This is a genomic window from Anabaena sp. AL93, from assembly GCF_001672085.1.
In the GTDB taxonomy this organism is placed as follows: Bacteria; Cyanobacteriota; Cyanobacteriia; order Cyanobacteriales; family Nostocaceae; genus Dolichospermum; species Dolichospermum heterosporum.
The window spans coordinates 1-14,607 of record NZ_LJOU01000121.1 but is presented as its reverse complement, the minus strand read 5'-3'; the positions used below and the strand labels follow the sequence as shown (position 1 = coordinate 14,607).

7 protein-coding genes are annotated in these 14,607 nt (G+C 38.1%); 1 reads left to right on the top strand and 6 read right to left on the bottom strand.

Going from position 1 to position 14,607, the window contains the following annotated elements; genetic code table 11:
- Nucleotides 1–32 precede the first annotated feature (32 nt).
- From AN486_RS23545 to AN486_RS23520, 6 genes are all read right to left on the bottom strand, one after another.
- Nucleotides 33–3,899, bottom strand: coding sequence for a GAF domain-containing protein (locus AN486_RS23545; protein ID WP_168635483.1), 3,867 nt, complete (start codon nucleotides 3,897–3,899; stop codon nucleotides 33–35).
- 230 nt (nucleotides 3,900–4,129) lie between these two features.
- Nucleotides 4,130–4,603 carry a chemotaxis protein CheW gene (locus tag AN486_RS23540; RefSeq protein ID WP_053539053.1) on the bottom strand — a complete coding sequence of 158 codons (474 nt, stop codon included), beginning with the start codon at nucleotides 4,601–4,603 and terminating at the stop codon, nucleotides 4,130–4,132.
- A gap of 135 nt (nucleotides 4,604–4,738) precedes the next feature.
- The gene (locus tag AN486_RS23535; RefSeq protein WP_053539054.1) at nucleotides 4,739–5,101 is read right to left on the bottom strand and encodes a response regulator; all 363 of its coding nucleotides are present in this window, start codon (nucleotides 5,099–5,101) and stop codon (nucleotides 4,739–4,741) included.
- A gap of 204 nt (nucleotides 5,102–5,305) precedes the next feature.
- The gene (locus AN486_RS23530) at nucleotides 5,306–6,514 is read right to left on the bottom strand and encodes a response regulator (RefSeq protein ID WP_053539055.1); all 1,209 of its coding nucleotides are present in this window, start codon (nucleotides 6,512–6,514) and stop codon (nucleotides 5,306–5,308) included.
- 603 nt (nucleotides 6,515–7,117) lie between these two features.
- The gene (murQ, locus tag AN486_RS23525) at nucleotides 7,118–8,038 is read right to left on the bottom strand and encodes an N-acetylmuramic acid 6-phosphate etherase (RefSeq protein ID WP_039204873.1); all 921 of its coding nucleotides are present in this window, start codon (nucleotides 8,036–8,038) and stop codon (nucleotides 7,118–7,120) included.
- Nucleotides 8,039–8,194: 156 nt separating this feature from the next.
- Entirely contained in the window at nucleotides 8,195–8,614 is a 420-nt protein-coding gene (locus AN486_RS23520; protein ID WP_027400778.1) for a DUF3110 domain-containing protein, read from the bottom strand.
- A 413-nt stretch (nucleotides 8,615–9,027) separates the two neighbouring features.
- On the opposite strand from AN486_RS23520, the gene AN486_RS23515 reads away from it, so the two are divergent.
- Entirely contained in the window at nucleotides 9,028–14,496 is a 5,469-nt protein-coding gene (locus AN486_RS23515; protein ID WP_290602746.1) for a translocation/assembly module TamB domain-containing protein, read from the top strand.
- The last annotated feature ends 111 nt before the right edge of the window (nucleotides 14,497–14,607 follow it).

The window sequence follows — 14,607 nt, the reverse complement described above, 5'->3', positions numbered from 1 at the left end:
ACTCCCCACTCCCCCACTCCCCCACTCCCTATTTATTTGACTTTAAACTTACTAGCAGTCGCTAATAAATCCTGTGCCATTCCAGTTAAGCTTTGGAAAACATGGGCAATTTCTTGAGATTCCCCAAAGGTTTTGTTAGCGATTTCTGCCACATCATTCATGGATTTAGTAACTGTACCAGATTGCTGCATTTGTACTTGGGTGGCTTCAGTAATGCGTTCAATTAATTGACTAATTTCCGCAGTTGCAGACACAATGGCATTAAGATTTTGGCGAGTTTCATTAACTAAGTTTGTTCCTTCGACAACTTGCTGAATCCCTGTTTCCATTGCTACGGCAACTTCCCCAGTTTCCGCTTGAATCTCCTGAACTAATTTTTCAATTTCGATAGTTGCGGCTGCTGACTGACGAGATAAAGAACGGACTTCATCAGCTACTACTGCAAAGCCTTTCCCATATTCACCGGCTCTAGTGGCTTCAATAGCTGCATTCAGAGCTAGAACGTTAGTTTGAGTGGCAAAGCTACTAATCAGATTTACAACTTTGGAGATTTTTTGAGATGATTCACTCAGACGTTTAATCTTTTTGCTGGTTTGAGCTACGGTTTCTCGAATGGCTTGAATAGCATTAACTGTTTCATTCATCGCGGTATCGCCAGAATCTACAGTTTTGTTGGCTTGTTGGACGGCTATCTGTACTAATTGGGCATTATTTACTACCGCTTGTGTAGAATTTACCATCTGTTGCAGATCACTTAAAGCCTTAGTGATTTCCCCAGATTGTTGTTCGGCTAAATGAGTCAATCCCACCAGTGAGGTACTGCTATTACTGGAGGTTTGGGCTACCTGTTGAGAAGCTGTTTGTACTTGAATAACGATCTGCTGTAGTGCTTGCACAGTCCCGTTATAAGCATCAGCAATTGTTCCTATTTCATCCTCAGTAATGGGGGCGCGGACTGTCAAATCCCCTTTGAGGGCTGGTTTCAGGGCAATTAGCAGTTGAATGGAACGCTGTTGGAGTAGTTCTTTGGCTGCTTTTTCTCTTGTTGCTGCTTCTGATAGTTTGGTTGATTGGGTTTGTAGCTGTTGTAAGAATTCTGTTTGTTGCAAAGCTAGTCCTAATTGATCACCAATCCGCGCTAACAGATTGGTTTCAGGCTCTTCCCAATGGCGGGTACTAGAGTTTTGATAAACTGCCAGTAGTCCCCAGAGTTTTTCGCCAAATAGGATGGGGACAATTGCATAGGCTTTGGCTTCAAATCCTTCCAGGAGTTCAATGTAACAAGTATCAAAGCTGGCTTGATAAATGTCGTTGACTATTAATTTGCGACCTTTTTTATAATCACCACCGTTCATGGCTTGCAAACAAGGGTCATTAAAGGCGGTTTTTAGTTCGGATGTAACTAGTTTGATCCAACCTGGAGCTACTGATTCGGCGACAAAATGACCACCCCAGTCTGAGGTGAATTTATAGACTGCGACGCGATCGCATTTAAATAGTTGGCGGATATCCTGGGTGGTAGATTTGAAAATTTCTTCGATCCCGGAAGTTAAGGACTGACGAATTTGGTTAACAATCTTGGAGAAGGTTTTTTCCTGTTCAACTATCTGGGCAATTTTAGCAGATTGTTGTCGTAATCTATCTAGATAATCAACTTGGGATTTAGCTAGGCTAAATTGCAATCCTATTTGAGTTAAAAAGTTGGCTTCTGAAGTTTGCCATTCACGGGTTGCAGAATTCTGATAGGCTGCTAATAAGCCCCATAATTTTTCTTCAAAAAAGATGGGGACGATGATGTAGGCTTTAACTTCAATCTGCTCTAAAATCTCGATATGACATTGAGCATAACCAACTTGATAGATATCATTAACTACAGAGATTTCACCTTTGGCGTATCTACCACCTTGGGTTTCTTGGAGGTGGCTATCTTCCCAAACCATTTGGAAGTCTGGTGTTACTACTTTTTTCCAACCCATACCTACTGATTCGGCGATAAATTTACCACTCCAATCAGGGAGAAATTGATAGACTCCCACGCGATCGCATTGCAGAGCCTGACGAACTTCCTGGGTAGTTGTTTTGAATATTTCTTCTACATCTAAGGATTGACGAATGCGGTTAACAATTTTATTGATGGCTTTTTCTTGTTCAGCCCGTTGTGCTAGTTCTTCTGACTTAGATTCTAGGGTTTGTAGATAATCTATCTGAGTTTTAGCTAGGCTAAATTGTAAACTTACCTGAGATAAAAAGTTAACTTCTGAAGATTGCCATTCATGAGGTGCTGAATTTTGATAAGCTGCTAATAAACCCCATAATTTATCGCCAAAGAAAATTGGGACATTGATATAAGCTTTAGCTTCAAACTGCTCTAATAATTCTAGATAACAAGGGGTAATATTGGCTTGATAGATATCATTTACCGCTATGGCTTCCCCTTTAGCAAACCGCCCGCCCTTGGTTTCTTGCAGATAAGTATCTTCAATGATATCTGTCAGGTCTGTACTAACTAATTTACCCCAACCATTGCTCACTGATTCTGCAACAAACTTACCGCTAAAATCTGGATAAAATTGATAAACTGCAACCCGATCACATCGCAAAACCTGACGTAGTTCCTGAGTAGCAATTTTAAAGATTTCTCCCATATCCAAAGATTGCCGGATGCGGTTAATAATCTTAGTTAAAGCCTTTTCCTGTTTGGTAATCTGAGTTAATTGTTCAGTTTGTTTTTGTACTTTTCCTAGATATTCTCCTTGGGAAACAGCTACACCAAATTGTGAACCAATCTGATTTAAAAAGCTGACTTCCCAATCTTGCCATTCCCGCGCTCCAGTATTTTGATAAGCTGCTAATAAACCCCACAATTTTTCCCCAGAAAAGATGGGAGAAATTATATAAGCTTTGGCTTCAAACTGTTCTAAAACATCAATGTGACATTGGGCTAAACCTATTTTATAGGTGTCATTAACGACAAAGGTTTCTCCATTGGCATATCTACCACCTTTTGTCTCTTGAAGGTGGGTATCTTCCCAAACCATTTTATAATCGGGGGTGACAACTTTCACCCAATTATTTCCCACAGATTCGGAGACAAATTGACCACTCCAATCATCACTAAAACGATACACCCCAACGCGATCGCATTTCAATAGTTGGCGGACTTCTTGAGTAGTTGTTTGAAAGATTTTTTCGACATCTGGCTGTTGTAAAATCTTGGTAATAACTTTCGCTGCTGACTGTTTAGCTAGGGAAGATTGTTTTAGTTCTTTTTGTAATTTAAATCCTTGAACTCTATAAGTGATTTCTGTGGTAATTTGTGATAAAAGTGTGGTTTCTGTTTCTTGCCATTGTCGAGGTATGCCACAGCTATGAACTACCAATAAACCCCACACTTTACTATCAATAAAAATAGGTAAGCTCAAACTAGCTCTAACTTGAAATTTTTCGAGTAGCTGCTTTTGGTAGGGGGTAACTTGAATTTTACTAATATCGTCAATAATTACAGGTTCTAAATAATCTGCACTGGTATAAACACCAAACACGATAGCCGCCAGAGTTTCATTAATCGCAGGTGTCCAACCAGTGCTTCTTGATTCAGCTAAAACAGTTCCAGTATCATCTGTGTTAAACTTATAAACTAAGACGCGATCGCATACTAACTTAGCTTTAATTTCTGCTACTGTTACAAATAATAACTTCTCCAAATCCCCAACTAGGCGCATTTTAGTAGTTATCTCTTGAAATCGCTGTCTCCAGATTTTAAATTCCTGGGCAATTAAACTTTTACTAGATGAATCATAATTAGATCCATTGCCATTATCTTTTTTCTTTTCTTCATTTTCTGATGTACTAAAAATGTTTCCAGCATCTTCATTTTGGTTTTGATATAAAGTTGTCATGCTATTAACCTCAATAATTGTAGTAAAGTGTAGGGAATAGAGAATAGAGAATAGAGAATAGAGAATAGAGAATAGAGAATAGAGAATAGAGAATAGAGAATAGAGAATAGAGAATAGAGAATAGAGAATAGAGAATAGAGAATAGAGAATAGAGAATAGAGAATAGAGAATAGAGAATAAAAATTATGATTACTAAACTTCTTATTCTTTATTGACTCCTGACTCCTTATTTAACTATGTGTTGTCCAGATAGAAGTTTGCAGCATTGCTGAAGCATCCAAATTAAAAATCATTTGTTCAGAATCATTAATGAAATATCCCTGCAAAAAAGGTATCATTTCTGGATAGAAAACCTCCCCAGATGGTTGTTTCATTTGCTGGGTATCCAACCAATCAATATCTATGAGTTGACGGATTAATATTCCCAAATACTTACCTTCATGTTCTACCACTAATGCCATCATTTTGGACAAAACATTTGACCCTTGTAAAAGTGGTGGATAACCTAGCATTTCCTCCAAGTCAACCAACCACAACATTTCCCCCCGCCAATTATAAATTCCGACAACACAATTAGGCATTTGGGGAACACCACATATTTCTGTTAGTGGTATTTGTACAACTTCTGTAATTTGCTCCAGGGGAATTACTGCTGTATCTCTGACTCCTAAAGAAAAGCTCAAAAATTTTTGTTTGGTTTCCAAAATTAGTGTCCCCTACCCTCAATAATTCTTTTTAGCCCCTGAAAATGCAGATTGCTTTACCGAAAGGGTACAGACTTCTTCAAATTTTAAATCTAAAACCTAAAATCTAAAATTCGGTGACTAACCCACAATTCATCATTTAATCAATCTTTTTAAAGTCAGCACTAATTCTTCCTTATCTACTGGTTTAGCTAAATAAGCATCAGCACCTAACATATTCCCCCACATTTTATCTACATCACTGCTTTTAGTAGAGCAAAAAACTACAGGAATATTACTAGTTTCGGTATTATCTTTTAACTCCCGACAAATTTCATAGCCGCTTTTATCCGGCAAAATTACATCCAAAACTATTACATCCGGTTTATTCCTACCTATTTTAGATTGTGCTTCTGCACTATTTGTAGCGCAAACCACAAAATAACCAGCTTGCTGTAAGTATTTACTGATAACTTCCATATCAGTTAAGCCATCTTCTACTACTAAAACGGTACTCATAACAATTACCTATTGAATTCTTTTAAAAAGATTTAATGCTGGTGGCAACCAACAAAACAATCAACAGTTAGCATTGTTAATCTTAACACTATTTTATTATTACTATCTCAGTAAAAATCATGAACTTTTTTCAAGATATCTCAATCCAAGAGTCGGTAAATACTGATTCTTATGTATATTACCTGTTTTTATCACTAATTGAGGTCAAAAATTTTTCTTACTGGTAGCTTCTAAATTAGTATCATGATTATTGTTTGATAAATTGGGGACGCGTAAATATTTACGAACTACATTCATAACCCGATCTGCTACGATTGGTTTAGAAATAAAGTCTGTAGAGCCGACAACTTTCGCCCGAACTCTATCTATTAAACCATCATTACCAGTTAATATGATTACTGGTGTCTCCGCAAAAGCGGAAATTCTGCGTAATTGTGTACATACTTCATAGCCACTGGCTATGGGCATAATCAAATCTAAGAAAATTAAATCTGGCTTTTGTTGGATGATAATAGGTAAAGCTTGGATAGCGTCTTGGATTTTAATAAATCTCAGTCCATGACGGGTCATAATTCCTTCTAAGATGTTACACACCTGGGGACTGTCATCTACACAAACTATTAATGGAGGAGCTTGATTTTTGGGGTTTCTACTAGTGGAACTACTAGATTCGACTGTTAAGGGTAAATCAGGTACTGATACTAACTCAATAATGCCTTTAAGAATATAGGGAAGTAGGGAACGTGCTACAGGCATGACATCTTGTTTCATTCTGATGCTTAACTCCCGTAATGTGGATTGACCATTAATTAAACTCACAAAATTTTTATATACAGATGGATTTACCATTTGCTGTAGTTGTTCTGGTCGGCGTAAAACTGGCGCTAAATTAGGAGAAATATTTGTTAGTCCAGCTTGTGACCAAATTGACCACGCATCTTGCATTTGTTTAATGGACATATCTGCATTTGTGAAGCTCATAGGCATTTCTAATATGATTTTCTGGCTGTAATTGCAGGTGACAGCCGCAAAACCTAGTTCCTGAGCTAGATCAAAAAATAATTCAGCTACAGTGTTTTCCACAATGGCATGAATTTTTTCTCTTTGAATTTTCTGTCTTTTATGTAGCATCTCTATAAGATTATAATCCCAATGGTCAATAGCTATATCTTCATAACGACAGCGAATTTTAGTGATATCAATATCAGGACAATGTTGAGCCATGTTTCTGCGCCAACGTCTGAAGGGATGATCACTACCTATAGCCCATACTATTCTACCTAAACGGTAGTAGAAAGTCCATTCTCGTCCTTTAGAACTTTTGATATTTAGTTGTCCGTTATATTGGACTTGAGTACACTTTTTAAATTCGTTGAATAGGTTTTGCGCTTCTGTTACTTCTGGTTTGGTCATCATACTTTCCCTGAAAATTTATTGATTTAGTATTTATAAAAATCCATGTTTGGCTTGTTTGACAAGCATTTGACAATTTAATTGGGAGGATTAATACCTATGCCGACTTTCTAAATATAGATATGCAAACCAATAAAATCTTTACGATATTATTAATAGGGCTTCAGACGTTTGGCGAGGGTATTGGAGGATTACACACAAATGTAATTTAGTTATTGTTATGTAACAGTACTCGATATTTAGAATAGTAAGTAATTGGACAAAAATATTTACAGTCATTGCGAGCGAAGGGAAGCAATCACAACCCTTGGAATTGCTTCATTTCACTTCGTTCCATATGGCTAACGCCACGCAACGCTTACGCAATGACATTGTGTAATTAATTCTGTCTCACTACTTAGTAAATATTAAAAAGTCTCAGATTAATTTAGCGGTATGCAATTAACCATCTGTTTTATTTACTCAATAATCCTGTAATATTATACTCATTTTGTCTATGATACTATATCAGTAATAACGCTTATTTTTAGGGTACAAGAAACCGTAAGTAATTATCAATTACCCATTTTTAATTCTGTTTTGTGATGTTGGTAAATTTAGTAGTTAAGTATTCTGATTGTAGCTGTTTACAGCTAGTCGAAGATTACCGTGATGGGCTGCTAATAGTTTTTTACCTGCTTCTTGGTCTAAGCTAGTCCAGTGCATTAATAATGCTAATTTCACCCATTTACCGCTATGTTCTAGTAAAAAACCAGCGGCTTCTCGACTTAAACCAGTGAGGTCTTGTAAGATGCGTAAAGCGCGATCGCGTAATTTTTGATTAGTGACAGCGACATCAACCATGCGATTCCCATAGACCTTACCTAGTTTCACCATTACCCCCGTCGAGAGAGTATTCAAAACTAATTTTGTCACTGTTCCTGCTTTCAAGCGAGTAGAGCCAGCTAAAACTTCTGGACCTGTCAACAACCGAATATCAATATCAGCTTCAATACTAACTTGTTCGGCGGGAACACAGGCGATAAAAATAGTCTTAGCTCCCCGTTGACGTGCTGCATTAATGGCACCGTGAACAAAAGGAGTTGTTCCCCCAGCAGTAATACCGACGACTACATCCAATTGGGTAATTTGTCGTTGAGCGATCGCACTTTCCCCATCTTCAGACCGATCTTCCAAATCCTCAGAACTGCGGACTAATGCTCCCGCACCACCAGCAATAATCCCTTGTACCAATTCTGGGGAAGTGCAGAAAGTCGGTGGACACTCAGCAGCATCCAATACTCCTAATCTCCCACTCGTCCCTGCACCTACATAAAATAAACGTCCACCTTGACTTAGCCTTTCTGCTGTGCAGTCAATGGCTGCTGCTAACTGAACCTTCGCAGCCGCTACTGCTGCTACTGCTTTTTGGTCTTCGCTATTAAATAACTCCACCAATTCCAGGGAGTTAAGTTGGTCTAAATTGAGACTATTGGGATTAACTTGTTCGGTGAGTAAATGCCCTCGTTCCTGAAAATTTGTCATATACTTTGTGTCAGTTGTCAGTTGTTAGTTGTCAGTTGTCAGTTGTCAGTTGTTAGTTGGTTAGTTAGTTGTTAGTTGGTTAGTTGTCAGTTGTTAGTTGTCAGTCGTCAGTTTTTATTTACCCATAATGACTAATGACCAATGACTAATGACTAATTATAATAAACCTTCCAGTTTGCGTCGAATACTGTCTAAATCAGAATTAGCAATTTCTGGCGCAGGTGGACTGTAAGATAAAAAGTCTTCATCAGTATCCTCTATTTCTGGTTCAGGTTGCCAATCAGTTTGTTTGACATTCGTTTCTGGTGGCAATACTAATTCGTTATTTTCCGCTACAATTTCCCAGAGATAGCCAGTGCTTTCGCAAAATTCCTTAACATCATCGGCATTCATCATTTCCACTGTCGGGACAGCAAAATCCTGTGCTTCTAACATTAAAGCAAAGCGGGTGGCATCATCCTCTGACTCAAACATGAGGATTTTATTCCCTTCTATCCCTTGAGCATTGCTAATCCGAATGCTGTGAATCCCCTCATTATCAGTGCCAGCATTGAACATTAGTACAAAAACACGCATTGTCTATCCTTTGATTCAGTTCTCTAATTTATCTTAAAGTTCAATACTGTATATTCATAAAAATCTCCAATAATTTTTGTGAGATTATTGGAAGTTAGGCATAGACCAAAAGGCATAATTTGCAAATTCTACCAAAACCAAAGTTTTTATTTTCGCACTTATCCCGTTATACTCTAAGAGTTAAGAGACTTCCAAATAAAAAAATGTCCCAAAACTGATGCAGAAATTCTCTCTCTGTGTACTCTGTGCCTCTGTGGTTCGTTTCTTAGGATAATTTATTTCTTGGAAGTCTCTAAACGTAAAATTATGTCAATATTCATTTATATTTCTAGTGCTGTGGATAACCTTGAGGCTTGTCCGGTTTCAGTAATTAGTGTTTTGCCAGATATCTGGTAATCAAAGCGTGCAAACCTATGTCTAACTCTCCTAGTCAAAATTCTCGCCCCGGTAATTCTGGGATTAATCGCCTATGGTGGACGATAATTGGTCGTGCTGGCTTAGGTATAGGTGCTTTGTTATTATTAGGAATTATTGGTGGTGTTTGGCGATTAAAGGGTTTTGTTGATCATGATTTAGTACCATTAGCAACCCAAGGTCTTACTAATACTCTCAATCGTCCAGTAAAATTGGGAGCAGTTAAATCCTTTTCCCTGACCGGTGTTCAGTTTGCCGCTTCGGAGATTCCCGCTACACCGACAGATCCAGATCGGGTAAATGTCAAAGCAGTAGATGTAGGATTTGATATTTGGAAGTTAGTTATTAACCGCAATCTTCGATTAGATGTAACTTTAATTAATCCAGATGTTTATGTTGAGCAGGATAGGCAGGGAAGCTGGTTAACGACTACTATCGCTCCACCTACGGAGGCAGGACTGATTAAAACCGATTTAGATAAATTGCGGTTTCGGGATGCAAATTTGGTATTAGTACCGAAAGTTAGTGAAGGGGCAAAAATTTCTTTACCAGTCCCTGTGGGATTTTCTGGGGTTAATGGCACGGCTCAACTCTTCTTAGATAAAAATCGCCTAATTAAATTAGACTTGGCTGGTAAGGCTGTCAGTGGGGGTGATATTACCATTGTTGGCGATTTAATTCCTGAGAAAACTTTAGTTGGGGATTTTCGACTTAAAGCTCAAAATCTTCTTGCCGCAGATATTACCCGGATTGTAACTTTACCACTGATTTTACAAACTGGTAAGGTTAATGGTGATTTGCGAATTAAGGTGATACCAAAGCAGAAAACCTTACTTTATGGCAATGCGGCTCTAGAAGGGGTGACGGTGCAAATTCCCAATCTGCCCCAATTGCTCAATAATAGTCAGGGAAATCTCAGTTTTGATGGACTGTTAATTAAATTAGATCATATAGTTACAAATTATGGAAAGATTCCGTTAACAGCATCGGGTACTATTGATCAGCAAGCAGGGTTTAATTTAAAAGGGCGTGTAAATGCGGTAAGTTTAGCTAATGCCCAAACAACGCTAAAGGTAAAGTTACCATTTCCGGTGAGTGGTATAGCTCAAGCCGATTTACAGATAGTGGGGAGAGTTTCTCAACCTGTATTGTCTGGTAATGTGAGGACGTTAAAAATTGCCCAAATTGATAAAGTTGATTTTGGGCAAGTTAGCAGTAAATTTGAGCTTATTAGTAGTCAATCTCTTCTGAAAATTACAGATATTCAAGGTAAAACTACCTATGGCGGCGAGGTTAAGGGTGGGGGGATAATTAAACTTGGTAAAGTATCGGCGCTGAACTTGCAATTACAAGCGGAAAATGTGCCTGGGGATGCGATCGCTCAAGTATATAATATCAAAACAGGCTTCCCCATTGGCCTGATGACAGCTACCGCGGAATTGAAGGGTGTGGCTACTAATACCCAAACTGTAGTTAAATGGCAAGCTCCTCAAGCCAAATACCCGGCAACAGGGACAAGTATTATTCATAGCGATCGCACAGTTTCCTTTAGTGATATAGTTGCCAAGGTTGGCGGCGGTATAGTTACTGGTAGTGGTAATTATAGTTATGATAGCAAGCGTTGGCAAGCTTTAACTCAAGCTAGTAAAATCCAATTAACATCTTTTGTTGACCAAAAACAGCAGGAAAATATTTCTCTAGCTGGGGCAGAATTTAACGGTAGGTTGCGTTTATCAGGAAATTCCTCGCCATTTCAAATAGAAACAATTATTCCTGAAAATGCCAATGTCAACATTGCAGGTGGCACAGTCAATATTTCCCAAATCCAATTAAATAACCAAAATTTTACCGCTTTGTTGCAAGGAAAAGACTTACGGTTAGCAACAATTGTTAAACAAGCTAACCCAATTTTAAATAATCCCCTATCAGGTAATTTTATGATTACCAGTAACAGGGAAAATTTCAGTCTAAAAACCTTTTCTGGAATCGGTGAAGCCTTTCTATATATTGGTGGAAGGACAATTAAAGCTGCTAATATTCAAGTAGCAGAAGGTCGCTATCAGGCGAAAATTCAAGCTGATAATATACCTTTAACAAAACTCGTAGGGGCGCAGGGCCTGCACCCAGAAATGCAGGGAATGATCACTGGTCAATTGCAAGTAGCGGGTTCGGTGGAATCATTCCAAGCAGAAACTATTCAAGGAGAAGGGAAAGGCTATTTAACATTACCTAGTGGTATAGTTAAAGCTTCCGAGATTCAACTGAATAATGGCCATTATCAAGCCTTGTTAGCTACTTCAGGTTTGCAATTAAAGCCTTTTAATCAGCAGTTAAAAGGACAGTTGGCAGGAAAGTTGCAAGTATCGGGAACTCTAGCTGCTCCCACATTAGCAGATGTAGCTGCTGTTGGTCAGGTGCGGTTGAGTCAAGGTTTATCAGGTATGGATGCACCTATTCAAGCTGATATTGGTTGGAATGGAGAAAAGCTAACTATTGATGGTTATAATAGTGCCAATTTTCAAGCTAATAGTTCAACGGCGCTCGCTATAAAAGGTTATTTATTAGCTAATGCTAAGAAATCGGGTATTCCAGAAATTACTGATGTTAATTTGAATATCCAGGCAAGAAACTATAGTCTGGAAGGATTGCCAGTGCAACTACCTGATCTTGTTGATATTGCTGGCAGATTGGATTTTAGCGGACAGGTGACGGGAAAACCTACCGCTCCAAATATTACAGCTAAGTTAGGGTTACGGAATTTAAAAGTTCAGGAATTGGCTTTTGAGCCATTATTGACTGGTAATTTAAATTCTGTGTCAGGACAGGGGTTGAGTTTAGATGTTGCTGGTGTGAAAGACCGCATAGCAGTTAATTTAGATGGTAATAATCGCCCAAAATCCATTTTAGTTCAGTGGCAACAAGCATTGTTATCAGGTACAGCAACAGGATCTGATTGGGATATAAATGTGACTAATTTTCCTTTAAAAGCTTTGAATATAGCTTTACCAGCAAATACTCCTTTAAGTCCAGGAGGAGTGAGAGGATTATTAACAGGGAATTTGCAAATTAATTCGCAGACATGGGCTACAACGGGAAATATAGCCATTGAAGAACCGGAACTGGGGAGAATTAAAGGCGATCGCTTTGCAACTCAACTGCGATACGATAATAATACCTTCATCCTCAATAACAGCGAACTTCGCAAAGGTGAAAGTAGATATACCTTTACTGCCAACATCAAACCCTGGGCAAAAAAACCGCAACTGCGAGCAAATATCAACATTGACAAAGGCAATATTCAAGACATTCTCACCGCAGCACAAATCTTTGATATTCAAGACTTCCAGCGGGGGTTAAACCCACCTATCTACGGCACGGCTGTGGATTTAACCACCCAATCTCAAGGCTTACCATTAGAGTCTCTATTTAACCAAATACAACGATTATCAGAAATTAATGCCCTACTAAATAGCCAAAAACAAAAACGATTAGATACTCAACCTATCCCAGAATTAAGAGACTTAAAGGGGATTTTGAATGGTGACATTTCCATTAATACTGCCACAACGGATGAACCAAGAATAAAATTTAACCTCCAAGGACAAAATTTTACCTGGGGGAACCCAACAGAACCAAGTCGCTTTTATCGGGCAGAAAAAATCATAGCTGAAGGTGGTTTTACAGAAGGAACTTTGCGGTTACAACCTTTACGAATTCAATCGGAAAACAAGTTAATTGCCTTTACAGGTTATGTTAGTGGTAAAACCCAATCAGGTAAATTAACAGTTGAAAACTTTCCCATTCAGCGATTTAATAATTTAGTAAAACTGCCGCTGGGAATTACAGGTAAGCTAAAACTTAATGCAGCCATAGCAGGTAGTATTGCCAATCCTCAAGCTACAGGAGAATTAAACATTACAGAAGGAACAATTGATAAAAAACCAGTGGAATCAGCTAATGCTAGTTTCAGTTATGCTAATGGACGTTTAAACTTTGGTAGTCAGGTACTAGGAGTGGGGTCTGAACCTGCAAATATTGATGGTAGTATTCCCTATACTTTACCCTTTGCTTCTGAAAAATCGGACAGTGACAACGTTACTTTAAATGTCAATATCAAAAATGAAGGGTTGACACTTTTAAATCTCTTTACTAATGAGATAGCTTTTGAAAAGGGACAAGGAGAATTAGATTTAAAAGTTCGAGGAACTAGAAAACAACCTTTCGTGAAAGGAACTGCTTCTCTTGATAATGCTACCTTTAGCGCCCAAGCCTTACCAGGAAAGTTAACTAATGTGAATGGTAAAGCAATTTTTGATTTAACTCGTGTGTTTATCAAAAGTCTTGAAGGTAAATTTAGCAATGGTAAAGTGGAAGCTGTGGGAGAATTGCCAATTGCTAATAGTAAAAATGTGCAAATAGATATTCCCTTGATGGTTAATTTAAGACAATTATCTTTAAATCTCAAAGATTTATATCAAGGAGGTGCTAATGGTGATTTAACAATTACTGGTTCTCTTCTCCAACCAATAATTAGCGGTAATATAGAATTATTCAATGGTCAAGTATTGTTAGCAGAATCTAAAGATGAAAATTCATCATCTGCAAAAATTAATGACCTTAATAAACTAGATACAGCGGGTAAAATTACTAAGTTAAATGATTTAAAATTAAGATTAGGAAAAAATATCCAAATTTCTAAACCACCAGTGTTCAAGTTCCAAGCTTCTGGAGATCTAACTGTGAATGGTTCTTTAGCTGAACCCATACCAGATGGACCTATTAAGTTAACCAAAGGTACAGTAAACTTATTTACTACCCAGTTAAATTTAGCAAAAGGTTATCCACAAACTGCTACTTTTAGTCCTCGTCAACCCCGTGACCCTGATTTGAATATTCGCCTATTTGCGAAGGTTTTAGACATAACTCAAAATAGTGATTTAAGTAGACAAGGTTCTCTAGGTTTAGCAGGGTTAGAAACTGTGCGAGTAGAAGCTAGTATTAATGGTTTAGCTAGTCAAATTAATGATAATTTGCAATTAAAAAGTAATCCTTCCCGTTCAGAAACACAAATTGTCACCTTGCTAGGAGGCGGATTTGTTGACAATCAAGGACGTGGTGATAGTACCCTGGGTTTAATTAATATTGCCGGTTCGGCTGTTTTCAGTAATTTCCAAGGTGCATTTAATGAAATTGGTGATGCTTTTGGTTTAAGTGAATTGCGAATATTTCCCACTATTCTATCTGAAAGACCAGAAGCAGGGAGAAATAACTCATCTTTAGAATTAGCTTTAGAAGCAGGAATTGATATTTCTGCAAAATTCTCTCTTTCTACCATTAAAATCCTCACAGCAAATGATCCCTTACAATGGGGGGTTAATTACCGCATAAATAATCAATTCCGTGTCCGTTCTTCCACTAATTTAACTGATGATAGTCGGGCTGTAATTGAATTTGAAAGAAAATTTTGAGGAATCAAGCGGTAGGGGCGCAGGGCCTGCGCCCATTCAGAAGAATGAAGAATGAAGAATGAAGAATGAAATTTCTCCCCTACTCCCCTACTCCCCCTACTCCCCCTACTC